We start from the raw sequence: 24,116 nt of genomic DNA, 5'->3' as shown, positions 1-24,116 counted from the left end.
AAGACGAGGCAGGCCGTTGCTGCATCCAAGTGCATCCTCTGCGGCCTGTGCGTGCGCGTGTGCGCTGAGGTGATCGGCCCGTCGGCCACCTGCTTCGCCGGGCGCGGGCGCGGGCGCGAGATCTCGACGCCCTACAAGCAGCTCTCCGACGTGTGCATCGGCTGCGGCGCCTGCGCCTTCCTCTGCCCCACGGGGGCCATTGACCCCGCCGAGTTCTGCTCGCACCCCATCGAGCAGATCCCCAACGAGTTCAACTGCGGCTACGACGTGCGCACGCCCATCCACATCCCCTTCCCCCAGGCCGTGCCCAACAAGCCGCTCATTGACCGCGAGAACTGCATCCACTTCAAGACCGGCGGCTGCGGCGCCTGCAAGACCATCTGCCCCGCCGGCGCCATTGACTACGACATGACCGACGAGATCGTCGAGGAGAAGGTCGGCGCCGTGATCGTGGCCACCGGCTACCAGCTCCTCGACCCGAGCATCTACGAGGAGTACGGCTACGGCCGCTACCCCGATGTGGTGACGAGCCTGGAGTTCGAGCGCATGGTGAGCGCCAGCGGCCCCACCGAGGGCGAACTGCGCCGCCCCTCGAACGGCCAGCCTCCCAAGACCATTGTGTTCCTCCAGTGCATCGGCTCGCGCGAGGAGCAGACCGGCGGCAAGCCTTACTGCTCGAAAATCTGCTGCATGTACACCGCCAAGCATGCCATCCTCTACAAACACAAGGTGCACGACGGCCAGGCCTTCATTTTCTATATGGACATCCGCTCCGCGGGCAAGAACTACGAGGAGTTCGTGCGCCGCGTGGTGAAGGAGAAAGACGCCACGTACCTGCGCGGGCGCGTGTCGAAGGTGTTCCCGCGCGGCGACAAGCTGATCGTGATGGGCGCCGACACGCTGGGCGGCGGCCAGGTGGAGATCGCCGCCGAGATGGTGGTGCTGGCCCCCGCGCTGCTGCCCTCGGCCGGTGTGCGCGAGCTGGCGCAGAAGCTCCGCATCGGCTACGACCAGCACGGCTTCCTCTCCGAAGCGCACCCCAAGCTCAAGCCCGTCGAGACCAACACGGCCGGCGTGTTCCTGGCCGGCTGCGCGCACAGCCCGAAGGACATTCCCGACACCGTGGCGCAGGCGAGTGCGGCGGCGAGCAAGGCCCTCGGCCTCATCACCCACGACCGCCTCACGCGCGAGCCCACCATCGGCATCGTGAACCAGGCCACCTGCAACGGCTGCTTCGAATGCCAGACCGTGTGCGCCTACGGCGCGATCGGGCCACGCGAGATCCGCGACCGGCGCGGCACGCTGCTGGCCGTCGTGGCTCACATCAACGAGGGCCTGTGCCAGGGCTGCGGGGCCTGCGCCGTCACGTGCCGCTCCAAGAGCATCGAGGTGCAGGGCTTCCGCGACGACCAGCTCTACGCCGAGATCAACGCCATCGGATCGTCGGCGCCGCTCGTGGCGGCGCTTCCCTCGGGCCGCCACGGCAATGGGAGTGAGAAATGAGCCACACCGCCACCGAACACGACGCGACCCCGGCCGCCGCCACGGCCGAATGGAAGCCGAACATCGTGGCCTTCCTGTGCAACTGGTGCTCTTACGCGGGCGCCGACCTGGCCGGGATGAGCCGCTTCGGCTATCCCGCCGCCATCCGCATCATCCGCGTGCCCTGCTCGGGCCGGGTGGACCCGATGTTCATCCTCAAGAGCTTCGAGCGCGGGGCCGACATGGTGTTGGTATCGGGCTGCCACCCCGGCGACTGCCACTACACGAGCGGCAACTTCCACGCGCGGCGCAAGCTCCAGGCGTTCCGCGAGCTGATGAGCTTCCTGGGCATAGACCCGCGGCGGTTCAAGATGTCGTGGGTCTCGGCCGCCGAGGGCGGCAAGTGGTCGGCGCTCGTCAACGAAATCACCGAGGAGGCGCGCCGCCTCGGGCCGTTCACAGGTTACCCAAGTTGCGAGAACGGCAATGGCAGAACAACGCGTGAGCAAGGCGACTGAGGCCATCCCCTGGGTGCTCTTTGGGGTAGCGCTCGCACTGATGGCGGCCCTGGTCGTGCTCTTCGACTGCTGGTGGCCACACTGAGGCCGAACGACCCATTGGCTATCACCCCGAGAGAAGGGGCCGGACGATGAGCGACGCGGCAACCGATTCCCTGCGGCAGACGGCCGCACAGCTTCTTGCCGAAGGCAAGGTGGGCCTCGTGGTCGGCTACGGCCGCGAAGATGGCACGCCAACGGTGGCCGCCGTGTTCGTGCGGCGGGCCGAGGACGCCGCCCGCCTGCTGTTCGACGCCTTCTGCTTCCCGAACCTGGCGGTCTACCTCACCAAGAAAGAGGTGCGCGACCTCGCGGCCGCCCCCCAGAGCGGGCAGGCCGCCGCATCCTCGCGCAAGATCGCCCTCGTCGTGAAGGGCTGCGACCTGCGCGCCGTGAACGTGCTGCTGCGCGAGCATGTGATTCCCCGCGACGACGTGGTGCTGATCGGCGTGCGCTGCGCCGGCGTGGGCGAGCCGCCGCTCGGCAAGTGCCAGGCGTGCGGCGTGCACGATCCCCAGGGCTGCGACGTGGTCGTCGGCCCGCCCGTCGAGGCCAACCCCGCCGCCGACCAACGCTTCGCCGCCGCCGAGGCCATCGAGGCCAAGACGATGGAGGAGCGGTGGGCCTACTGGCGGCGGCACCTGGACCGCTGCGTGAGATGCTATGCGTGCAGGCAGGTGTGCCCGCTGTGTTACTGCAAGAGATGCATCGTCGAGAAGTCCACGCCGCAGTGGGTCGAGACCAGCTCGCACCTGCGCGGCAACGTGGCCTGGAACGTCGCCCGCGCCCTGCACCTCACGGGGCGCTGCGTGGGCTGCGGGGAATGCGAACGCGTGTGCCCCGCGGGCATTCCGCTCGGCGCCATCAACCAGAAGATGGCCAAGCTCGTGCACGACTGGTTCGGCTTCGAGTCGGGGCGGTCGCCGGAGGAGAAGGCCCCCTTCACCACCTACGCGCCCGATGACCCCGAGGAGGGCATCCTCTGATGGCAACGACCGCTGCGCAACACCCCCTCTACCAGGCGGCCCCGGGCTGGCTGAAGGCCGTCGCCGACGCCCTGGCCAAGGCAGGCATCCAGGTCATCGCCCCCGTCCAGAAGGAGGAGGGCATCGTGGACCTGGCGCCCGTCGCCTCGCTGGAGGCGGCCATCCTCGGCAACGGCAAGACCCTGGTGCCTCTCAAGCAACTCTTCTTCCCCGAGACGGAGGTGCTGCTCGACTACGCGAAACGCGACGACGGCGACGTGGCCTTGGAGCCCGAGCCGCTGCCGGCAGTCGAGACCGTGGTCTTCGGCCCGCGCCCCTGCGACGCCGCGGCGCTCGACGTGCTCGACCAGGTCTTCGAGTGGGACTACGACGATGTGCGCTACCGCGCCCGCCGCGCGCACACCACCGTGGTGGCCTTCGCCTGCTCCGAGGCCGAGCCCGAGTGCTTCTGCACCTCGGTGGGCGGCAACCCCCACAGCGAGCGCGGCAGCGACATCCTCGTGTTTGCCGCGGAGAACGGCGGGGCGCTCCTCAGAGTCGTCACCGAAAAGGGGCAGAAGCTGATCGAGCGGCTGGGCAGTATCGTTCAGCCGGCGCCCGAGGGCGCCCGGCCCCCCGCCCCGGCCGACCTCGCTCCCAGGTTCGACCCCGATAGGGTCAAGACGTGGCTCGACGCGAACTTCGAGGGGCCGTTCTGGACCGAGGCCACCCTGCGCTGCCTCGGCTGCGGCGCGTGCAGCTACCTGTGCCCCACCTGCCACTGCTTCGACATCGTGGACGAGGCGACCTGGAATGGCGGCAAGCGGCGGCGGAACTGGGACTGCTGCTCCTTCGCCCTCTTCACCCTCCACGCCTCGGGCCACAACCCCCGCGCCACCCAGGCCGCGCGCTACCGCCAGCGCGTCATGCACAAGTTCAAGTACTTCCCCGAGCGTTTCGGCCGCCTCGCCTGCGTCGGATGCGGGCGCTGCGTGCGCACCTGCGGCGTCGGCCAGAGCCTCGTGAGCGTCCTCACCCAGATCGAAGCGAAGCAAGGAACGGGAGACTGACCCCGTGGCAACCGAAACCGCGACCCTTACCGCGTCCCCGACCCTCATCCCGATGAACTACGTGCCGATGAAGATGCGGATCGTCGCCATCACGCCGGAGACCTCCGACGTCAAGACCTTCCGCCTGCACTTCTGCGACGAGGCCGAGGGCGAGCGCTTCACCTTCCGCGCCGGCCAGTTCGGCCTCTACTCCGTGTTCGGCGCCGGCGAGGCCACCTTCTGCATCGCCTCGGCCCCCACCCGCAAAGGCTACATCGAGTGCAGCGTTAAGCGCGCCGGCAAGGTCACCGCCGACCTCCACGAGAGCAACGAGGGCGACATCATCGGCTTCCGCGGCCCCTACGGCAACTGGTTCCCCATTGACGCGATGAGGGGCAAGAACCTCCTCTTCATCGGCGGCGGCATCGGCCTGGCCCCCCTGCGCTCGCTCATCTGGAACTGCCTCGACCTCCGCGACCAGTTCGCCAATATCACCATCCTCTACGGCGCCCGCAGCGTGGGCGACCTCGTCTACAAGAATGAGCTGAGGGAATGGCGCGAGCGCCCCGATGTCCAGACCGTCTACACCGTGGACCCCGGCGGCGAGGCGCCCGGGTGGGACGGCAAGGTGGGCTTCGTGCCGACCGTGCTCAGCGAGATGAAGCCCGCGGCCGAGGGCACAATGGTCATCACGTGCGGCCCGCCCATCATGATCAAGTTCGTGCTCGCCAGCCTCACCCAGCTCGGGTTCCCGATGGACTCCGTCATTACGACGCTCGAGAACCGCATGAAGTGCGGCATCGGCAAGTGCGGCCGCTGCAACGTCGGCAGCAAATATGTGTGCAAGGACGGCCCTGTCTTCCGGTGCAGCGAACTGTCGCAACTCCCCCAGGAGTTCTGACGCGCCTGCCTTCGCTCTCACCTCGACGACGCGCCGTGCGGCTGCTTCGGCTTGATGAACAACACCCCCGAGTGCTGGATCCAGCCGGTCCTCAAGTCCACGCGGAACCACCCTTCGCCGTTCTTCTCGTGGAACCGCGTGGGCGAGTGCCGGCCGAGCTCCTTGAGGTCATACTGCGCCCAGGTCTTCCCCAGGTCTGTGGAGATGATGAAGCCGGTGGCCATCGGGGACGCAGGGCAGCAGTGCGACGCCAGGATCACGCCGTCCTGGATGATCATGCTGCCCGACTCGACGCCCGGGTTGAACAGCATCGTGTGCTTCTCGGGGTTGGCGAGGTCGGCGGGGTCGCAGCGGAAGATGCCTCGGTCGTGCGGCGGTGGGCCGTTGGCGTCGCTGATCCAGTAGAGTTGCCCGTCCACGAAGGTGATGCCGCCCGACTTGTAGCGGGTGTTCAGCCGGGCCGACACCACGACCTTCCAGTCCCATCGGTCCTTCGCGGCGTCATAGGTGCCGCGCAGCCAGTGGCACTCGTAGTGGCCGGGCGCCATATCGTGGTCGCCCGTGCAGGCGTAGAAGGCATCTTCGCCGGGATTGTAGGCCACCGCGTGCACGTGGCGGCAGAGCACCGGGTTGTCGGGGTCGCCCAGCAGCGTGCCCTCCTTGCCGCCGCCGGGGGAGCCGTTGTCGCGGAAGTTCGGGTGCTGCCCGAAGGAGTACGCGATCTTCACCGTCAGCCCGCCGTCGGTCGAATAGTAGATGTTCACGGGGGCCGCGCCGCCGAGCACGTTGCAGTAGTTCCCCCACACCATCGTCTCGCGGCCCTTGACGTCCCACGACACGACGCCGGGGAGGGTGTGGAAGTACCAGCCGGGGTTGGCGGGGTTCCGGGGCGTGTGGGGCGCATAGTCGGAGCCATCGGCCGCCTTGACGGGCACGGGGCGGCACGTCTTCAGGTGGTCGGTGCTCACATAGAGCCTCGAGCCCGTGGCGAAGACGACGTTGCCGTTGCGGAGGATGTGGCTGAAGGTGATCCGCTGGGCGTCGGGAAAGGCCAGGCTGTGCGGCCAGGAGCGGCCGTTGTCCTCCGACAGGAAGAGCGTGCCGGCCGCGTAGGCGAACGCCATGTTGCCGCGCTGCGAATCAATGTACTTGCCTGCCGGCTGAAGGCGGTACCAGAAGTGCTCGGTCGAGGCGCATTCAGGCATGGGCATCATCTCCTCTGCACACGGCTCGGGCGTGCCGGGCACCAGCATCGCGCCGGCGGCTGCCGCCGCGGCGCTCAGGAATCGGCCACGCGTCACACGCTCCCCTCGCGTCATCGCACCATCCCTTGCCCACCACACCATAGTCCGCAGGGCTTGCTCCACCGGCCGTCCACAGCAGGATACCACAACCACCCTCGAAGGCAAGCCCGAAGATGCGTGCGAGCGCTGCGAGGTGACGCCCCCACACTTCCGCTCCGTCGCCGGCCTGCCACAACTGCCCCGCCTGTGCCGGTGGCCGGGACACGCCTTCAAAGTCGCTCGGGCCAGGCCCCGTCCCGCGTTCTGCATTCGCCTGGCTTCGCTCGATTCGCGGTCATGCCCCCGTCTTCATCCGCGCCCCTCCGCGCCATCCGCTGTCTCGTCCCCTCCGCGGCCTTGACTGGCCCGGGCCGTCTGTGGTAGCCTCAAGGCCGCGCGGGCGGTTGGCCTGCGGGTAAGCCTCACTCCCCTTCGTCAGGAGCCCGGGCACATCATGAGCAACACCATCACCCGTCGGAACCTTTTTCGCGTGGGCGCGGCGGCATCCGCCTCGCTGCTGGTCGGGCCCGCCGCGCTGGCCCGCACGTTCGCGGCCAACGAGAAAATCCGCTTCGCCTGCATCGGCATCGGCGGCATGGGCGGCAAGGGCGTGGGCGTGGCCTCGGGCGAGCAGATCGTCGCCGCGGCCGACGTGGATGCCAACCACTCCGCCGGCGCAGCCAAACGGATCAAGGACAAGTTCGCTGACGCGAAGATCTACACCGACTACCGCCAGCTCTTCGACGAGTCGAAGGGCATCGACGCCGTGTGGGTGGCCACGCCCGACCATCACCACTTCCCCGCCGCCATCCGCGCCCTCGAAGCCGGCTGCGCCGTCTACTGTGAGAAGCCGCTGTGCCACGACCTCTACGAGGCCCGCAAGCTGCGCGAGCTGGCCAAGGCCAAGAAGGTGGCCACCCAGATGGGCAACCAGGGCCACTCGGGCGAGCACGTGCGGCTGCTGTGCGAGTGGGTCTGGCAGGGCAGCCTCGGCGACGTGACCGAGGCCCACGTGCGCCCGCCGTACAACACGATGGACTTCGGTTCGCGCGACCCCGGCCAACCGGCCCCCGTGCCCCAGGGTCTGGATTGGGACCTCTGGCAAGGCCCGGCCAAGGAGCGCGAGTTCCGCACCGGCATCGTGCCCGCCAAGTGGCGCGGGTGGCTCGACTACGGCACAGGGCTGCTGGGCGACTGGTTCTGCCACAACGGCGACGGCGCCGTGTGGGCGCTCAAGCTCTACGAGGCCGACACCTGCGAGGTCGAGTGCGAGGGCGAGGAGACAAACGGCTTCAACTGGCCCCACGAGGTCCGCGTGACCTGGAAGTTCCCGAAGCGCGGCGACATGGTCCCGTGCATCCTGCGGTGGAGCTCGGGCATCTACAACGACTACACCGCCAAACCGATGCCGCCGACGGTGGACCCCGAGAAGGTGAAGGCGGCCGCCAGCCAGCCCAGCGCCTACTATGGCACCAAGGGCATGGCCGTCTCCGGCTGGTGGATGAACGGCACGCGACTGTTCCCCGAGAGCTTCATGAAAGAGGTGGGCAAGCCGAAGACGGTGCTCCCGCGCTCGAAGGGCCACGAGGCCGATTGGCTCGATGCCATCCGCACGGGGGGCAAGTCGTCAGCCGACTTCGACTACTCGGCCCGCCTCACCGAGATCATGCTGGTGGGCAATGTGGCCAACCTGGTGCGCGAGAAGCTCACCTACGATTTCCGCGAAGGCCGCTTCACCAATAGCGACAAGGCCAACGCCCTGGTCAAGCGCACGCCGCGCAAGGGCTGGGAGTTCGGGTACGAATGAGGGCTTGGGGCACGGGCGCTGCCCGCCCCGGCCGCAAGGAGGTATCCTCATGCTCGCGAACAACGCTGCATGCCGCCGCTCCGCAAGCCGGCGGCGTTTCCTCAAGCGTACGGCGGCGGCCGCTGGCGCCCTGGCGCTCCCAGCCGTGGTCGCCCCGTTCGCCCTGGCCCGGGAGGGCGCCCCCGCCCCCTCGGACCGCGTGGGGCTGGGCGTCATCGGCCTCGGCATCCAGGGCATGGGCAACATGCGAACCTTCCTCGGCAACCGAGAGGTCCGCGTCGCCGCCGTCTGCGACGTGCACGACCACCAGCGCAGCCAGGGCAAACGCGCGGTGGACGAGTACTACGGCAACCAGGACTGCGCGTCCACGAAGGACTTCCGCGAGCTGATGGCGCGTCCGGACGTTGACGCCGTGCAGATCACGGCGCCCGACCACTGGCACGTGCTGATGGCCCTCGAGGCCGTGCGCACCGGCAAGCACATGTATTGCGAGAAGCCGATCGGCTGGAGCGTCCGCGCCGCTCAGGCGCTGCGAAAGGCCGTCAGGGAGAGCAAGGTCGTCTTCCAGTTCGGCACCCAGCAGCGCTCGGGCGGCAACTTCCGCCGCGCCTGCGAACTCGTCCGCAACGGCAAGATCGGCCAGCTCCAGACCATCCTCGTCGGCGTGCCCGGGAGCTGGACCTGCCCGAAGCAACCCACGGAGCCTGTGCCGAAGGAGCTGGACTATGAGATGTGGCTCGGCCCGGCCCCGATGGCGCCCTATTGCTTCGAGCGCTGCCGGCCCTACACCCAAGGCAAGGGCTGGAGCATCTGGTACTGCATCTCCGACTACTGCCTGGGCATGATCGGCAACTGGGGCGTCCACCACCTCGACATCGCCCAGTGGGGCAACAACACCGAGCGGAGCGGCCCCACCGAGGTGGAGGGCACCGCCACGTTCCCCAAGGACATGCTCACCGACTGCTCGACCCACTGGCAGGTGGAGAACCGCTACGCCAACGGCGTGACGCTGGTGCACATGGACGACGCGACCGCGGCGAAGCACCCGCTGCAACAGGAAGGGCACGGCCACGGCGTGATGTTCCTCGGCACCGAAGGCTGGGTGCACGTGGACCGCTCGCGCCTGGACGCCAAGGACAAGGCGCTGCTCAAGGCCAAGCCCGGCCCCAACGAGGTCCAGCTCTTCCGCAGCGACAACCACCACGGCAACTTCATTGACGCCGTGAAGGGCCGCACCCAGCCTGCCGCCCCCATTGACATCGCCGTGAGCACCGACCTCCTGTGCAACTTGCAGGAGATCGCCACCCGGCTGGGGCGCAAGCTGCGCTGGGACCCGGCTGCCGAGCAGTTCGTCAACGACGAGGAGGCCAATCGCAGGCTCGACCGGCCAATGCGCGGGCCGTGGAAACTGTAGCCATCGGCCGACACGACGCGAGCCCCATCCAGCGGAAGGAGAATGTGCCATGATCAGCGAGCGTTCCAGGTCAGGTTGGGCGGCCCCCCTCGCCGTTCTGGCGGCTGTGGCCGCGGCGGCGCCGGCTGCCGGGCGGGCGGCGGAGGGGACGGTGAAGGTATTCATCCTCGCCGGCCAGTCGAACATGGAGGGCAAGGCCCCCAACAAACTGTTCGACTATCAGGCCGAGGCGCCGGAGACCAGGGACCTGTTCAAGCACCTGCGCAAGGACGGGAAGTGGATCGTCCGCGACGACGTATTCATCAAGTACCTCGACCGCAAAGGGCCGCTGACGATCGGCTACGGCTCGCCCGGCCGGACCGGCGTGGAGCTGGAGTTCGGCACGATGATGGGCGATCACTTCGAGGACCCGGTGCTGCTCATCAAGACGGCCTGGGGCGGGCACTCGCTGGCCAAGCCCTTCCGCCCGCCCTCGGCGGGCCTGCCGCCCGACGACGTGCTCCAGAAGGAGCTCGCCCAGGCGCAGGAGCGCGTGAAGAAGAATAACGAGAAGCAGAAGAAGAACGAGCCGCTGCCCACGATGGACGACATCAAGAGGCCCTACGGCTCGTCGTACCGCACCATGATGGCCGAGGTGAAGGAGACCTTCGAGAAGTACGAGACGCTGTTCCCCGAGCTCAAGGGCCGGAAGCTCGAGCTGACGGGGTTCGTCTGGTTCCAGGGCTGGAACGACCAGTACGGCGGGGCGGAGAACGAGTACGCCTCGAACATGAAGCACTTCATCAACGACGTGCGGAAGGACCTGGGGGCGCCGAACCTGCCGTTCGTGATCGCCGCGATGGGCCAGAACGGCTCGAAGCCCGCCACGGGGGCCATGCTGATCATCCGCGAGGCCCAGATGTCCATGAACGACGTGCCGGAGTTCAAGGGCAACGTCAAGGCGTTCCGCACCGACGTGCTGGTGGACAAGGCGGCCGAAGAGCTGTACCCGAACTGGCGGAAGGACATCCAGGCCTGGGAGAAGGTGGGCGGCGACCACGGCTACCACTATCTGGGCAGCGCCATCTGGTTCACCCGCATCGGCCACGCAATGGGCGAGGCGATGCTGGAGCTGTGCAAGAAGAAGTAGCCCGCGGCTGCTCAGAGATCTCGGGCGTCCCCACGGGGCCGCCGCCAGAGGCGGCCCGCGTGTGCACGGCGTGGTTTGCCCGGTGGGCGTGCACGGTGAGCGCGGGGCGGCGGGGCCGCCCCTATGCGGCGCGGCCCCCGCCGCAGGCAAAGGCCGTGTCGTACAAGGCAGCGATCTTCGCGGGCGGGACGTCGGCCAGGATGTTATGCACCTGGGTGAAGACGAAGCCGCCGCCGGGCTTGAAGGTCTCGACGAGGCGCCGGACCTCGGCCTCGACATCCGCCACGGTGCCCAGGGGCAGGGTGTGTTGGGTGTCGCACCCGCCGCCCCAGAAGGTGAGGTGCCTGCCGTACCTCCGCTTCAGTTTCGCCGGCTCCATTCCCGCGGCGCCGATCTGCACAGGGTTGAGGATCTCGACGCCGATCTCGATGAGGTCGCCCAGGATCGGCTCGATGGCCCCGCACGAGTGCAGGAAGAGGCGGGCCGAGCTGTGGCGGCGGATGTAGTCGTAGACCCTCGCCTGGCGCGGCTTGACCAGCTTGCGGTAGGTTGCGGGCGAGATGATGAGCGAGGTCTGGGTCCCCAGGTCGTCGCCCACGGCCACGATGTCGGCCACGCCTTCCACGGCGGGCAGGAAGACCTCGAGGTTGGCGATGTGCCACGCGGCCAGCCGGTCGAAGAAGCACTCGACGAGGTCGCGGTCGGCGGCGAGACGCATCATGAACTCGCCGAAGCCGAACATGAAGTTGCCGTTCTCCAGGATGTTCCCGCCGAAGCAGGCGAGGGTCGCGTAGTCGGTCTCGCGGCGCCAGCGCTCGCCCTGGGCGCGGATGAAGGCCGCCTCCTCGGCCGTCATCACGGGCCAGGCAAACGCCTCGATGTCCGCCGGCGTGCGGGCGTTGGCGAGAGGGAAGTAGACCGGCTCGAAGTAGCCGCCGCTGGCGAGCATGCGGGCCACCTCGGTGCCGTCGGGCGCGAACAGGCTCCAGCCGCCCTCGGGGCGCGGCACGGGGTTGTAGTCGCGCGGCACGAGGCATTCGGTGCCGCCGGGCAGGGCCATCGGCTTCCAGGCGTCAATGCGAATGCCGAACGAGGGCTCGAGGCGGTGAATCTGCACCACGTCGCCGTGGAAGCGCTCGATCAACTCCAACTCCGGCTCGGCGAGCTGCTGCATCAGATCATAGAGCTTGAACGGGCGGTCCGCGTTGATCCCCACGTGCCGCCGCAACGCGGCGTAGGCGGGGGCCTGAATGCCGCTCGAGCGCCAGGCCGCGAAATCAATCGGCACGCGGTCCGGTTCTTCGTGGTGAACCGACATCAACACACGTTCGCGGGAAGTCATTGGTCTGCCCTCGCACGCGGAAGCGGTGTTGGGTATTAGGTGTTAGGTGTTAGGTGTTGGGGTACAGAACCAGAGCGCGACCTCGCATTCCTCTCTTCGTACCCCAACCCCCAACACCTAACACCTAGCACCTTCCCCGGCCGGCTTCTCGGGCGCGGGGAGGTGTTTGTACCATGTGAAGTAGAGCACGACGCCCAGGCCCACGGCCACGCCGAGCCAGCAGGCCATCGTCGCCCACTGCCGCAGCATCAGGTAGATGGGGAAGATGTAGAGCGCCGCCACACAGGGCACGGCGATCAGCGTGTTCACCAGATCGCGGGCGAAGGACTCCTTTCGGAAGGCGGGGTCTTCGGCGGCCACCTCGCGGGCGATCGGCCCCCACCAGCCGCCGGGCTGCACGGTCTTGTAGAAGTGCTTGAGCGTCTCCCGGTCGGCCGGCTCCGTGAGGAGCGTGGCCGCCACCGAGGCGACCAGGTTGATCCCCACGATGATGGGGAAGTACTCCCAGATGGGCGCCTTGGGGAACCACTGGGCCTGGGCCAGCGCGGCCACAATGCCCGAGAGCGTGCCCGCTGTGAAGCCCCAGCCGTTGAACCGCCACCAGTACCAGCGCAGAATGCACGGCACCATCACGCCGCCGCCCAAGGCGAGCATGATCCACTGGAACATCTGGGCGATGCTCTCGGCCCCGAAGCCGATGACCACGCCCACGATCACCACCAGGGCCGACGCCACGTAGCTCGCCCGCACCAGCTCCCTGTCGCTGGCTCTGGGCCGCAGATAGCGCTGGTACAGGTCGCGCACCGCATACGATGCCCCCGCGTTGATCGTGGCGTCGAAGGTGGACATGAAGGCGGCCAGGAGCGCGGCCAGCGTGAGGCCGCGGAGCCCCATCGGCAGCCGCTTCAGCAGCACGAGCGGCAGCACCATCTCGGGGTCCGCCGTGCCGGCCACACCCGCAATGGCCAGCACCACCACGGCGGCGACCAGCGGCCAGCGCAGCGTGTGCAGCACGCCCCACAGCGCGCCGATCTTGCAGGCGTCGCGGCTGTTCCGCGCCGCCAGGAACCGCTGGAAGTCGTAGAGCTGTCCCGGGCCGCCAAACTCCAGAGCGAAGCCTTTCAGAAGCCAGAAGACGACCAACAGCCCGAACATCGAGTAGCCCGCCTCGACGGCCCTGGGGTCCGTCATCCGCCAGGGCGGCACCAAGCTGCCCCATTCGCCCGACGCCAGCGCCTGCACCGCCGCGGACCCGCTGGCCTCCGCAAACGCGAAGACGCACAGGATGACCACGCCGGCCGAAAGGACGATCGTGTGCACGAGATCAATCAGCACCACGCTCACGAACCCGCCCACGATGGCGTAGAGCGACGTGATCAGCACCAGCACCAGCGCACAGGTGTTGCGCGACCAGCCGGGCAGGAAGCTCTGGCCGAACTTGCCGATGCCCACCGAGCCGTAGGCGATGAAGGCGATGGTCGTGACCACGGCGAGGAAGGCGTAGGCGCCCCGGGCCGATTCCCCCGCGGCGCCTCCGCCGAACCGCGTCTTCATCCACTCCGCACCGGTCACCACGCCCGAGCGGCGAATCCACTTGCCCATGAACGTCATGAAGAACGCCGCGTAGAAGAAGCCCCAGATGCACTGCTCCCACATCCCCTTCACGCCGTAGAGCATGAAGAGCGACACGATCCACATCGTGCCCGTGATGTCGTAATAGGCCGAGCTGCCCGACGCCGCGAGCATCCACCACTTCGACTGGTTCTCCGCGAGGAAGTAGGCGCTGATGCCCCTCGCCGCGGCCCGGTGCACCCAGATGCCCAGGGTGATCACGAACGCGAAGTAGCCGAGGATGATGGCCAGGTCGGCGGGAGGCAGCGGCAAGGCAGCATCTCCTGCAAGAGGCGGCGGCTCCTATGGCCCTGTGTATAGCAGACGGCCGAGAGGAATGCAACTGAGCTCACAAGGCCGATGGGACGGGCGAGCCCGATAGGACCCACCGCGCGCCGGGGATGCATGGCCCTACCCGTCCTGTCGGTCCTATCCGTCCCATCCCCATTGACCCGCCGCCCCAGCGCCGGTAGGATGAGTACGGTCCCAACCCCTCCAGGAGCGCCCCCATGCGCCGAATCGCCCTTTGCGTCGTCCTTCTCGCCCTTTCCATTGCCTCTGCCGCCGAGCAGATCGTCTGGCAGATCGGCAAGCCCGACAGGAGCTACGCCGAGTTCTTCGCCGCCCGCAACTACCAGGCGGTCCCGCCGCGCCTGGGCGGCAAGCCGCTCGTCTTCGAGGTGGGCAAGAGCGACGCCGCGAAAGACTGGCCGTGGATTCACCCCGGCCCCACCGACTCCTGGGCGGGGCACCGCGTGCACCCCTTCAAGATTCGCTTCGACCTCCCCGACGAGCCGAAGGGGCTCTTCACCCTCCGCATCGAGCTGTGCGATACCCACGGGGGCAGCCCGCCGACCTACTCCGTCGCCATCGGCGACCGCAGCGGCCAGTTCCGCCTCCCGAACGGCGGCGGGGACGCCGCTCTCACCGACCCCGCCGCAGGCAAGCCGCACAAGATCGCGCTGGCCCTCCCGCCCGGCCTCCTGCGCAAGGGCACCAACGAGATCACCCTCGCCTGCACCGACGGCTCCTGGGTCCTCTACGACGCCATCACGCTCGTGACCGACCCCGACGGCAAGATGCCCGAGCCAGGCGTCGCCTCCATCGCCGTCCTCCCCACGCCGTTCCACATCAAGGTGGACGGCAAGGTGCGGCGGGCGATTGACGTGAACATCGGCCTCACGGCGCCTGCGGCGGAGATCATGCTTCGCACCGAGGCCGGCGGAGAGACTATCGAGGCGCCTGTGAAGCAGCAACTCGCCACCTTCGGCGGCATCTCCCAGGAGGTCGGCGTGCCCGATTCCGCCGAGCCGATGGAGGTGAAGGTCACTGCCACCGTCGCCGGCCGTTCGAAAACCGCCACGGTCAAGCTCGAGCCGGTTCGCAAGTGGCGCATCTTCGTCGCCCCCAGCTCCCACACCGACATCGGCTATACCCACATTCAGCCCCAGTGCGCCGAGATACACTGCAAGAACGTCGACATCGCGGCCAACCTGATGGACAAGTTCCCCGAATTCAAGTGGAACCTCGAGGTCGCCTGGCAGGCCGAGAACTACCTGGCCTCCCGCAAGGGCGAGCAGCTCGACAAGTTCCTCAAGTACGCCAAGGAGGGCCGCATGGGCGTCCAGGCTCTCTACGCCAACATCCTCACCGGCCTGGCCTCTCACGAGGAGGCCTGCCGGTTCACCTACTTCGCCCACAGCCTCAAGACCCGCTACGGCATCCCCTTCCAGAGCGCCATGATCAGCGACGTGCCGAGCCAGGAGGCCACCATCCCGATGATCCTGGCAGGCTCCGGCATCCGCTACTTCTCCAGCGGCATCAACAACACCCGCGGCCCGCTCACCGCGATGTACGCCAAAGCCCCCTGCTGGTGGGAAGGCCCCGACGGCAGCCGCGTGCTGATGATGTACGTGCCCGGCTACGCCCACGCCGGCGGCTGGGGCCTCGACGCCAGCGTCGAGCGCGCCCGCGGCCACATCCTCGGGGCAATCAAGGGCTACGAGGCCCGAAAGGACTACCCCTACGACGCCATCTTCCTCCACGGCGCCGTGAGCGACAACTGCGCCCTCAACGCCCGCCTCGCCGAGGTCTGCAAGGCCTGGAACGACCGCTACGAGTTCCCCAAGGTCATCCTGTGCCACAACGCCGAGTTCTTCGAGCACATCGAGAAGAACTTCGGCGACAAGCTCCCCGTCGTCAAGGGCAGCGCCGGCACCTACTGGGAAGACGGCGCCGGCTCCTCCGCCCGCGAGACCGCGCTGAACCGCAACGCCCACGAGGCGGTCCGCAACGCCGAGACCCTCCTCGCCCTCGCCCATCGAGTTCGTAGTGCGGGCTTCAGCCCGTCTTCTTCGGGGCTACGGCCTGAAGGCCGCACTACAAGCGAGGTCGCTTATCCCGCCGAAGGCATCGCCGCCGCCTGGCGCAACTGCCTCCTCTACGACGAGCACACCTGGGGCGCCCATTGCTCCATCGGCCAGCCCGACAGCGACTTCACCAAGTCCCAATGGAAGATCAAGTCCCAGTTCGCCCTTGATGCCGCCGAGCAGTCCCAGCAGTTATGTATCGGGCAGGCCTTGCCGGCGCTCGCGCGACTTGTCAAGACGGAGGCCGGCTCGCAGGTTGTCATCAATCCCACGAGCTGGCCCCGAAGCGAGCTTGTCGGCGGGGAGATCGTCAGGGAAGTGCCGCCCTGCGGCTATCGCGTCGTCAGGCTCGGGCAGGCGAAGGCCGAGACTCCTGCCGAGGGCACAACGATTGAGAGCACCTACTACCGCGTGAGTTTCGACCCGGCCACGGGCTCGATCACCAGCATCTTCGACAAGGAACTCAAGCGCGAACTGGTTGACCCCAAGGCCCCGTACCGCCTCAACCAATACCTCTATGTCGCAGGCGGGGAGGGCAGCCGCATCATTGAGCACGGTGCGGAGCCGAAGCTGACCATCACTTGGCCAGAGAAGGCCACCCTCCGCCGCCTCAGGGTCGGCGACCTTGGCGAGAAGATGGTCATCGAAACCTCGGCCACGATGACGCCCAAGATCGTCACAGAGGTCACTGTCTGGAACGACATCAGGCGGGTGGACGTCACGAATCGACTGACGAAGACACAGACGTACAAGAAGGAGGCGGTTTACTTCGCCTTCCCGTTCGCGGCGGAGAAGCCGACGTTCCGCTACGAGGTGCCCTGCGGCATCGTGAACGCAAACACCGACATGCTCCCCACCGCCTGCCTCGACTGGTTCACCGTCCAGCACTTTGTGGAGGTGGAGGCCCCTGATGTGGCCATTACCTGGGCCACACCCGACGCGCCGCTGGTGTGCTTCCAGGATATCAATCGCGGGAAGTGGCTCCGCAAGCTGGAGTTCACCAACGGCCACATCTACGCCTACGTGATGAACAACTACTGGTTCACCAACTACCTTGCGGGGCAGGGGGGCGACTTCACGTTCCGCTTCTCGATCACCAGCCGCCCCAAGAACGACCCCGTGGCCTCGGCGCGATTCGGCTGGGAGGTCGCAAGCCCCCTCATCGGGGCGCTTGCCGACCCGAATCCCAATGGCCCGCTCGCCGCGCCCTCGGGCAGCCTCATCGAGATTGCGGAGCCGAACGTCTTCCTCGTGGGCGCCAAGAAGGCCGAGGTCGGCGATGCCCTCGTGCTGCGGCTCTGGGAGGTCAGCGGCAAGGCCACGACCGCCCACGTCCGCATCCCGCTCCTCAAGCCCAAGAAGGCCACCGCCTGCAACCTCGTCGAGGAGCCGCAAGGCGAGCTCGAGCTGAAGGACAGCACCATCGGCGTCCCCATCCGCGCCTCCGGCCTCGCCACGGTGCTGGTGGAGTAGGCCGCCATCTGACTACTCCGGCCGCGAATCAATTTGCGTTCCTCCGTGTAGCGGCAAGCGTCTCGCTTATCGAGAACCACTGCAAGCGGGACGCTCGCGGCTACGCTTGAGGCCCCGACCGACACAGCGTGGTTCCGGCCAATGCGAACGGATTCGCGGCAGGAGTGGCAAAACCTGCGCGGGGCAGAGACACCCCACCTGCGGGACGATGCCGTTGGCGGAGCGCGATGCACAGACAGCTCGCCGCGGCTCCCGGTCGTTGCAGCCACAGGCGTCCCACCCACGGAGGGCGGCGCTGGTGCGGCGGCCCCAGCGAGGGTTACCCCATAACCCTCTATGCCCCAACGCCTTACGCTCTCCGGCCATCCCCCCTCCATACTTGCTCATCCCGAAGGTGAGCAGGAATGGCCGGAACCGCGAGGATCGCCAATCCTCGCCCATCTACCCATACTTGCTCACTTCCCCCCTCACAGGTTTGAGCAAGTATGGGCGGGACGCGCCCACCCGCTAGTTGGCAGAGTCCTCCCGAGGAACCGCCAGGCGCGCAAGGAGCAGGCACGCCCGCACCAGGCCAGCCGAGTCAAGATCGCCAAGCCCCGAAGAGCCGCCACTGATCGGGGAACCGTGGTGCGCTGCTCGGACGCCCTCAGCTCTCGGGCGTGGCGAGGCCGGCCAGGAAGTCCGGCACGCGGCCCCACGCGGGCACCCGGGCCGGCGAAATGGCCTGGAAGCCGGAAACCTTCAGGATGCCCTGGCCCTCCGGCGAAAGAACGAAGCGGATGAAGCCCTCCGCGTCGCTCCGGTTCACCGCGTCCTTGAGGAGCGTGATGCCGAAGGCGATGCTGCACCCGGTCAGCGTCTCCGTGCCGCCTCGGTAGTTGGGGACATTGACCTGGACGCTCCCGTAGTAGTCCTCCAGCGCGGCGTCGCCCAGATTCACCTCCCTGGGCAGCGGGGTGTAGGGGAGCTTGAGGTCCACCGCGTGCGCCTTATAGACGAAAGCATAGTCCACGCGGGCCATGTTGAGGTAGGCCGAGATCAACTCGTTGGCGTCAATGGCGACGAACTCCGGCCGGCACCTCTCCTGGAGCTGGCGGGCGAGGGGGCGCGGGTTGCCGCGCGAGGCGAAATAGTGCTTCTGGGCCAGCTCCCACGACATGCGGGCGTAGTAGCCGCAGGGGTCCTGCGACGGATTGGCGATGCCGAAGCGCACGTTGGGCTTCAGCAGAATCTCATACCAGTTGTCGCTCGTGATCTCGGCCCGGTGGTTGCTGGAAGTGTGGCCGGCGAGGACGATCTCCGTGGAGGCGAACTTGGCGACCCACGCGGCATGAGCCTCGCCGAGAATCTTCTCGACGAGCCGATGGTCCGCCACCGCCAGCACGTCTCCCCGACGCAACGGGACCAGCCGCGTCGCCATCACGCTGCCCATGACCTCCAGGCGCACGTCCACGTCGGGGTGTTGCCGCTCGAAGGCGTGCTCCACGTCGCGGAAGCTGGCAGCCAGGGCGTCGGCAGCGAAGACGCGCAGGGTGCGCCGCCCCTCGTCGCAGCCGGTGAGGGCGACTGCCGCAGCGGCCGCCATGCCCGCAAGCGCTGACCTGATGTACATCTATCCCTCTCTTTGCTCGGTGTCACGGAAGACCAAGCATCGCTCCGGGGGCAGTTCGACCAGGAGCTCGCCGCCCACGGGCGTGGGCAGAGCCTGCGGGTCGGGCCACGGACCGCACTCGATCCGAACGCCCTCCGCCAGCCGCACGAGGGCGCGCGGCGCGCTCGCGGATGGCGTGAAACCCTCCAGCACGCCGGGGTAGACGGAGGCGTTCGCCGGGGGAGTCCCGCGGGGGTGGAGCTTCACGTGGCACCCCCGGATCCCCACGTGCACTGCCGCAGCGTCCCCCAGGGGCTCGCGCAGCACGACGCGGAACCTCACGGGGCCGCACTCCACCGCGCCGAAGCCGCTCGCCGGCGACCCGGACAGCAGGCGACCGGGGAAGATATTCTCGATGAGGAGGAACTGCGCGGTCGCCAGATCGGCGGGGCGCTCGAAAACCTCGCCCGGAGCCGCACACTGCTTCAGGCGGCCGTCCATGAGAACGGCGAGCCGGTCGGCCAGGGCCGCCGCCTCATCCTGGTCGTGCGTGACGAGGATGGCGGTGAGGCCGAGGCGGCGCCAGATGTCGCGGAACTCGCGCTGAAGCTGCCGCCGCGTGGCGGGGTCGAGCGCGGAGAACGGCTCGTCGAGAAAGAGCACGCGCGGCTCGACCACCAGCGCCCGGGCCAGCGCCACCCGCTGCTTCTCGCCGCCACTGAGGCTGCGGATGTCGCGCCGGCCGAGCAGCCGCTCGATGCCCAGCAGGCGGACGGCCCCGCGCACCCGTTCCTCGGCGGCAGCGCCGCCCACCCGACGCACGGCCAGCCCGAAGGCGATGTTCTCGCGCACCGACAGGTGGGGGAAGAGCGCCAGGTCCTGCGGCAGGTAGCAGAAGCCGCGCTCCTCGGGCCGGGTGCGCCCGATGTCTCGCCCGTCCAGCAGGATGCGCCCGGCGTCGGGCGGCTTCACCCCCAGCACCGTCTCGAGGAACAGCGTCTTCCCGGCGCCCGAGGGGCCGAGCAGCACGAAGCTCTCCCCCTGCGGAATCGTCACGCTGATCCGCTGGAGGGAGAAGCCGCCGTAGTGGGCCACAAGGTCGGTGACCTGGAGCATCAGCGCCGCCCCCCCACCAGGAGCCGCACGGCCACCAGCCCGCCCACGGTCAGGAGCGTGAGCAACACGCTGAGGGCCACGGCGCGGTCTATGCTCACCGAGGCCAGGCTCAGGTAGATGGCCACGGGCATCGTCTCGGTGTGGCCCTTCACGGCGCCCGCCAGGGTGGAACTGGAGCCGAAGTCGCCGATCGCGCGCGCCCAGCCCAGCACGAAGGCCGCCACAATGCCGTTGCGGGCCAGCGGCAGCGTGACCCGCCGGAACGCCTGCCAGGGCGTGCAGCCCAGGAATCGCGCCACCTGCTCGAAGCGCGGGTCAATCGCCGAAAACGTCGTCCGCGCCACCAGCACGATGAAGGCATAGGCTACGAAGAACTCGGCGAGGATGATGCCCGGCACCTCGAACACGAAGAACCGGGCGAGCCAGAGGCCGGGCGGATCGCGGAAGATGAGCAGCAGGGCCACCCCGAGCGACATGGGCGACATGGTCACCGGGATCACGAGCAGAACCTCGGCGAACCAGGCCCCGCGGAAGCGCCAGCGCGCCAGGGCGTAGCCGGTCGGCACCGCCAGCACCAGGGCCGCCAGGCTTCCCAGCAGCGAGGTCCACACGCTGAGCCAGATGGCCTGAAGCACGTCGGGCTCGCCCAGGGCGCGCAGCGTGGGGCCGCTGCCCGTGTAGCCAAGCTGCACGGCGATGAGCAACACCATCAGGGCAACGGAGACGCCCGCGACCCCCAGGCACACCCAGTCGAGCCACCCGCGCATGCGCTACCACCCCTTTGGCAGCGGCCAGTCTCCGCCCACGGGGCAATCGGGCCGCGTGAACCTCCGCGCCTCCTCCACGCTCGTCAGGTAGTTCCACTTGCGGAAGACGGCCTTCCCGTCCTCGCTCCGCAGGAAGTCCACGAATGCCTTGGCCACCTCGGGTTGCTTGCAGAAGACGCTCTGCGCGATCGGAATGTACCCGATCCGCGGCACCTGCGCCGGCTCCAGCAGTATAGTCTTTATCTTCTCAGGGTTCCAGTACTGGAACACGCGCCAGCCCAGCACGGCGTCCACCGTGCCCAGGGCGACGATCTGCGCCGTCTTCTCGCAGGACTCCGTATTCGTCACGATCCGCGGCTTCACCAGGTCTACCACCTTGTTGTACGTCAGAACCTCGACCGCATAGAGGCCCACACACACGGAGTCGGGCCGCGCGATGCCCACGCGCACCCCCGGCTTGCCCAGATCCTCCAGCTTCTCGATCTTCTTCGGATTGTCCGCGGGCACGTTGATGGCGGGGATGAGGTAGACGACGATCTGCTCGGTCTCGGGCACGACCAGCTTCTCGCGCTTCGCCAGCTCCATGAAGTCGGACGAGCCGGGGAAATACAGGTCGCCGCGCCGCGCGAGCTTCATCTGGCTCAGCATCGCCCCCGAGCCGCCGAAATACAGGCGCATCTGGCAGCCCGTCTTCTCCTCGAACACCTTGGCGGCCTCTTCCGTGGCCGGCTTGGAGGCCGACCCGACGAACAGCTCCAGCCTCTTCCCGGCCAATGCCCGCTGCTCTTCCGCAGCGACGGCCGCGTTCATGCAGGCCAACGCGACAGCCCACGCCACGGCGGCTCTTGCCAGTGCCTCCATCCGCATCCGCTCCTTTCGGCTCCTGCGCTGCGGTTCTCCTCCCTGTACCTGGTTTCGCACGTCGGCCCGCAAGCGTGACGCGATTCCTGTGGCTGGCACGCCCCGGTTCTCGCGTCTGGCGGCTATACCCCTGCAAGCACGCCGTGGGGTAGCCCGAGGATCGAAATCAGGGGCGTGTCAGATTTCCCGGGTGTGGCCATCTCTGTAGGTAGCTTCTGCTGCCGATTCTCGTAGCGACAAGCGTCCCGCTTGTCGAACGGATGAAGAGAGCCGCAAGCGGGACGCTCGCGGCTACCTCTGCCGCGGGCCTTCCCTATTCCGGAAGTTTCCGCATCAGAAACAACCTACGATTCCGGCCCGCACACAGATTTCCCGTGGGGCTTGACTCCATCCCGCCAGCCGTGTATACTCGTGTTCGTGGATGTGTGGGGATGGAGTCCCCCAGAACCGCCAATGCCGGCTGATGACTCCTGCACGGGTGACTATCCCGCGCACAGGAGCCATATGTGAATCAGAGCATTGAAGGCTCCTGTCGGGGGTCGCCCGAACGGAGTCAGCATGTGCCAGGGTTCAGGAGCCGGTTCCACCGTCGCCTTCCAATCAAGTGACGCCCCCACAGAGGCTTCTCTCGGGCCTGCCCAATCCTTCGAGCTACGGCCCGCGCTGGAGCGCGCGCGGCGCCTGCTCGCCGGGCTCGACCAGGGCTACGAGGCGCATCGCCGCGGCATGGCCGATCTCCTCGAGCGCCTCGATGCCGGGCGGTTCCACCTCGCCGTGCTCGGGCAGTTCAAGCGCGGCAAGAGCACGCTGCTCAATGCCCTCCTCGGCGAGCCGCTGCTGCCAACGTCCGTCGTCCCCCTGACCGCCATCCCGACGTTCATCTGCCCGGGCGCCGTCACGGAGGCCCGCGTGGTCTACCTGGCCGACGGGGCGCCCGCCGAGACCTTCCGCGGCGATGCCGCGGCCCTGCCCGCCTTCCTGGCGCGCTTCGTGACCGAGGAGGCCAACCCGAAGAACCGCCTCGGCGTCTCCCACGTGGAGGTCTCCCACCCCGCCCCCATCCTGCGCAAGGGGGTGGTGCTGATTGACACCCCCGGCATCGGCTCGACCTTCCGGCACAACACCGAGGCGACGCTGAACTTCCTGCCGCAGTGCGACGCCGCGATGTTCCTCGTCTCCGCCGACCCGCCCGTGACCGAGGTGGAGATCGCGTTCCTCAAGCAGGTGCGCTCCAAGGTGGCCCGGCTGTTCTTCATCCTCAACAAGGTGGATTACCTCAGCGACGCGGAACGGCGGGTGGCCCTCGAGTTCCTCCAGCGCGCCCTGCGCGAGCACGCGGGGATCGGAGAGGATGTGCCTGTCTTCTGCGTCTCGGCGCGGCAGGGCCTCCAAGCCCGGCAGTCGGCCGCCGCCACCCTGTGGGCCGAGAGCGGCATGGCCAGGGTCGAGGCCCACCTCGTGGACTTCCTGGCAAGCGAGAAGGCCAAGGCGCTCCATGAGGCATTGTCCCGTAAAGCCGCCGACACGCTGTCGGACGCCCTCATGCGCCTGCGCTTGGGCATCCGGTCGCTTCAGATGCCCCTGGACGAGCTCCAGGAGCGCCTCGGCGTCTTCGAGCGGCGGCTGACGGACGTGGAGCGGGAGCGTGTGGCGGCGAGCGACCTCCTCGCGGGCGACCAGCGGCGCATGCACGAGTTCCTCGAGGAACACGCCGAGGCGCTCCGCAAGAACGCCCGAGCTTACCTCGAGGGGATCGTCAAAGAGACCCTGGCGAAGGGCGACCCCCAAGCGGTGGGGGAGCAGGAGGTCGGCGAGGCCCTGGCCGAGGCCATCCCCGGCTTCTTCGAACACCACATGGGCGAGATGACCCGCCTGTTCGACAAGAAGACCTCCGACGTCCTGCGGCCGCATCAACAGCGCGCGGACGGCCTGATCGAGTCCATCCGCCGCACCGCGGCCGAGCTCTTCGACATCCCCTACCACGCGCCCGAGAGCCGCGGGGCCTTCGAGATGGTACGGCAGCCCTATTGGGTCACCCACAAGTGGTCGGCCACACTCAGCCCCATCCCGCCCACGCTTGTGGACAAGCTGGTGCCCGCGCGGGTGCGCGTCCGGCGGGTTGCCAAGCGCCTGACGGAGCAAATCGGCGACCTCGTGATCCCGAACGTCGAGAACCTGCGGTGGGCCACCTATCAGAGCCTCGACCAGACTTTCCTGCGGTTCGGCCGCACCCTCGACGAGCGCCTGACCGACACCATCGCGGCCACCCACGGCGCCATCCAGGCGGCACTCGCCAGGCGGAAGGAACACGCCGAGGCGACAGCCGACGAACTCGCCCGGTTGGAGGCGACCGCGGCCGAGCTGGCCGAAATCCAGCGCGCCTTGGGAAAGGCATGACC

17 protein-coding genes and 1 riboswitch are annotated in these 24,116 nt (G+C 68.1%); of the genes, 10 read left to right on the top strand and 7 right to left on the bottom strand.

The window, feature by feature from the left end; translation table 11 throughout:
* The 5 genes from PLE19_14305 to PLE19_14285 form a co-directional block, all read left to right on the top strand.
* The coding region (locus PLE19_14305; GenBank protein ID HPD16123.1) for a 4Fe-4S binding protein at positions 1–1,503 on the top strand (1,503 nt) is incomplete at its 5' end.
* Positions 1,500–2,000 carry a hydrogenase iron-sulfur subunit gene (locus PLE19_14300; GenBank protein HPD16122.1) on the top strand — a complete coding sequence of 167 codons (501 nt, stop codon included), beginning with the start codon at positions 1,500–1,502 and terminating at the stop codon, positions 1,998–2,000. The genes PLE19_14305 and PLE19_14300, both read left to right, overlap by 4 nt.
* Before the next feature lie 131 nt (positions 2,001–2,131).
* Positions 2,132–3,025: a 4Fe-4S dicluster domain-containing protein gene (locus PLE19_14295; protein HPD16121.1), complete on the top strand. Its 894-nt coding sequence runs from the start codon at positions 2,132–2,134 to the stop codon at positions 3,023–3,025.
* Positions 3,025–4,074 carry a 4Fe-4S dicluster domain-containing protein gene (locus tag PLE19_14290; protein ID HPD16120.1) on the top strand — a complete coding sequence of 350 codons (1,050 nt, stop codon included), beginning with the start codon at positions 3,025–3,027 and terminating at the stop codon, positions 4,072–4,074. The genes PLE19_14295 and PLE19_14290 overlap by 1 nt, the downstream gene beginning before the upstream one ends.
* Positions 4,075–4,126: 52 nt before the next feature.
* The gene (locus PLE19_14285; GenBank protein ID HPD16119.1) at positions 4,127–4,954 is read left to right on the top strand and encodes an FAD/NAD(P)-binding protein; all 828 of its coding nucleotides are present in this window, start codon (positions 4,127–4,129) and stop codon (positions 4,952–4,954) included.
* Between the two features lie 17 nt (positions 4,955–4,971).
* On the opposite strand, the gene PLE19_14280 is transcribed toward PLE19_14285, so the two are convergent.
* Complete coding sequence (locus tag PLE19_14280) at positions 4,972–6,273, bottom strand: hypothetical protein (protein ID HPD16118.1); 1,302 nt, start codon at positions 6,271–6,273, stop codon at positions 4,972–4,974.
* Between the two features lie 418 nt (positions 6,274–6,691).
* On the opposite strand from PLE19_14280, the gene PLE19_14275 reads away from it, so the two are divergent.
* From PLE19_14275 to PLE19_14265, 3 genes are read left to right on the top strand one after another with little or no spacing between them, the layout of a single operon-like run.
* Entirely contained in the window at positions 6,692–8,044 is a 1,353-nt protein-coding gene (locus PLE19_14275) for a Gfo/Idh/MocA family oxidoreductase (protein ID HPD16117.1), read from the top strand.
* Positions 8,045–8,093: 49 nt separating this feature from the next.
* On the top strand, positions 8,094–9,458 hold the full coding sequence (locus tag PLE19_14270) for a Gfo/Idh/MocA family oxidoreductase (GenBank protein HPD16116.1): 1,365 nt from the start codon (positions 8,094–8,096) through the stop codon (positions 9,456–9,458).
* 49 nt (positions 9,459–9,507) lie between these two features.
* Positions 9,508–10,587: a sialate O-acetylesterase gene (locus tag PLE19_14265; GenBank protein HPD16115.1), complete on the top strand. Its 1,080-nt coding sequence runs from the start codon at positions 9,508–9,510 to the stop codon at positions 10,585–10,587.
* A 121-nt stretch (positions 10,588–10,708) separates the two neighbouring features.
* On the opposite strand, the gene PLE19_14260 is transcribed toward PLE19_14265, so the two are convergent.
* Both PLE19_14260 and PLE19_14255 read right to left on the bottom strand, forming a co-directional pair.
* A complete protein-coding gene (locus PLE19_14260; protein ID HPD16114.1) occupies positions 10,709–11,929 on the bottom strand; it encodes a uroporphyrinogen decarboxylase family protein in 1,221 nt (406 codons plus the stop codon).
* Positions 11,930–12,046: 117 nt separating this feature from the next.
* The gene (locus PLE19_14255) at positions 12,047–13,813 is read right to left on the bottom strand and encodes a hypothetical protein (protein HPD16113.1); all 1,767 of its coding nucleotides are present in this window, start codon (positions 13,811–13,813) and stop codon (positions 12,047–12,049) included.
* 236 nt (positions 13,814–14,049) lie between these two features.
* On the opposite strand from PLE19_14255, the gene PLE19_14250 reads away from it, so the two are divergent.
* Positions 14,050–17,382 carry a polysaccharide lyase family protein gene (locus PLE19_14250; GenBank protein HPD16112.1) on the top strand — a complete coding sequence of 1,111 codons (3,333 nt, stop codon included), beginning with the start codon at positions 14,050–14,052 and terminating at the stop codon, positions 17,380–17,382.
* Positions 17,383–18,028: 646 nt separating this feature from the next.
* Here PLE19_14250 and PLE19_14245 read toward each other — a convergent pair.
* Genes PLE19_14245 through modA form a run of 4 tightly spaced genes read right to left on the bottom strand, consistent with a single transcriptional unit; the run spans position 18,029 to position 21,717 of the window.
* Positions 18,029–18,994, bottom strand: a complete 966-nt coding sequence (locus PLE19_14245) for an extracellular solute-binding protein (GenBank protein ID HPD16111.1) — start codon at positions 18,992–18,994, stop codon at positions 18,029–18,031.
* Positions 18,995–20,089 (bottom strand): ABC transporter ATP-binding protein, encoded by a 1,095-nt coding sequence (locus tag PLE19_14240; protein ID HPD16110.1) that lies wholly within the window; start codon positions 20,087–20,089, stop codon positions 18,995–18,997.
* Entirely contained in the window at positions 20,089–20,856 is a 768-nt protein-coding gene (locus tag PLE19_14235; protein ID HPD16109.1) for an ABC transporter permease subunit, read from the bottom strand. Before PLE19_14235 ends, PLE19_14240 begins: the two co-directional genes overlap by 1 nt.
* 3 nt (positions 20,857–20,859) lie before the next feature.
* Complete coding sequence (modA, locus tag PLE19_14230; GenBank protein HPD16108.1) at positions 20,860–21,717, bottom strand: molybdate ABC transporter substrate-binding protein; 858 nt, start codon at positions 21,715–21,717, stop codon at positions 20,860–20,862.
* Positions 21,718–22,135: 418 nt separating this feature from the next.
* A riboswitch (Fluoride riboswitch) is annotated at positions 22,136–22,197 on the top strand.
* A gap of 246 nt (positions 22,198–22,443) precedes the next feature.
* On the opposite strand from modA, the gene PLE19_14225 reads away from it, so the two are divergent.
* Positions 22,444–24,114, top strand: a complete 1,671-nt coding sequence (locus tag PLE19_14225; protein ID HPD16107.1) for a dynamin family protein — start codon at positions 22,444–22,446, stop codon at positions 24,112–24,114.
* Positions 24,115–24,116: the final 2 nt, after the last annotated feature.

It is taken from the genome of Planctomycetota bacterium (assembly GCA_035384565.1).
Lineage (GTDB): Bacteria > Planctomycetota > PUPC01 > DSUN01 > DSUN01 > DAOOIT01.
Note: the sequence above shows the minus strand (reverse complement) of the source record. Positions and strands in the feature narration are given on the sequence as shown.

Bases quoted from the DNA above. Each gene is read 5' to 3' on its own strand.
- PLE19_14245 (HPD16111.1), bottom strand. From the start codon at position 18,994: ATGTACATCAGGTCAGCGCTTGCGGGCATGGCGGCCGCTGCGGCAGTC.
- PLE19_14285 (HPD16119.1), top strand. From the start codon at position 4,127: ATGAACTACGTGCCGATGAAGATGCGGATCGTCGCCATCACGCCGGAG.
- PLE19_14280 (HPD16118.1), bottom strand. From the start codon at position 6,273: ATGACGCGAGGGGAGCGTGTGACGCGTGGCCGATTCCTGAGCGCCGCG.
- PLE19_14235 (HPD16109.1), bottom strand. From the start codon at position 20,856: ATGCGCGGGTGGCTCGACTGGGTGTGCCTGGGGGTCGCGGGCGTCTCC.
- PLE19_14275 (HPD16117.1), top strand. From the start codon at position 6,692: ATGAGCAACACCATCACCCGTCGGAACCTTTTTCGCGTGGGCGCGGCG.
- PLE19_14240 (HPD16110.1), bottom strand. From the start codon at position 20,089: ATGCTCCAGGTCACCGACCTTGTGGCCCACTACGGCGGCTTCTCCCTC.
- PLE19_14295 (HPD16121.1), top strand. From the start codon at position 2,132: ATGAGCGACGCGGCAACCGATTCCCTGCGGCAGACGGCCGCACAGCTT.
- PLE19_14225 (HPD16107.1), top strand. From the start codon at position 22,444: ATGGCCGATCTCCTCGAGCGCCTCGATGCCGGGCGGTTCCACCTCGCC.
- PLE19_14300 (HPD16122.1), top strand. From the start codon at position 1,500: ATGAGCCACACCGCCACCGAACACGACGCGACCCCGGCCGCCGCCACG.
- PLE19_14290 (HPD16120.1), top strand. From the start codon at position 3,025: ATGGCAACGACCGCTGCGCAACACCCCCTCTACCAGGCGGCCCCGGGC.
- modA (HPD16108.1), bottom strand. From the start codon at position 21,717: ATGGAGGCACTGGCAAGAGCCGCCGTGGCGTGGGCTGTCGCGTTGGCC.
- PLE19_14270 (HPD16116.1), top strand. From the start codon at position 8,094: ATGCTCGCGAACAACGCTGCATGCCGCCGCTCCGCAAGCCGGCGGCGT.
- PLE19_14250 (HPD16112.1), top strand. From the start codon at position 14,050: ATGCGCCGAATCGCCCTTTGCGTCGTCCTTCTCGCCCTTTCCATTGCC.
- PLE19_14260 (HPD16114.1), bottom strand. From the start codon at position 11,929: ATGACTTCCCGCGAACGTGTGTTGATGTCGGTTCACCACGAAGAACCG.
- PLE19_14265 (HPD16115.1), top strand. From the start codon at position 9,508: ATGATCAGCGAGCGTTCCAGGTCAGGTTGGGCGGCCCCCCTCGCCGTT.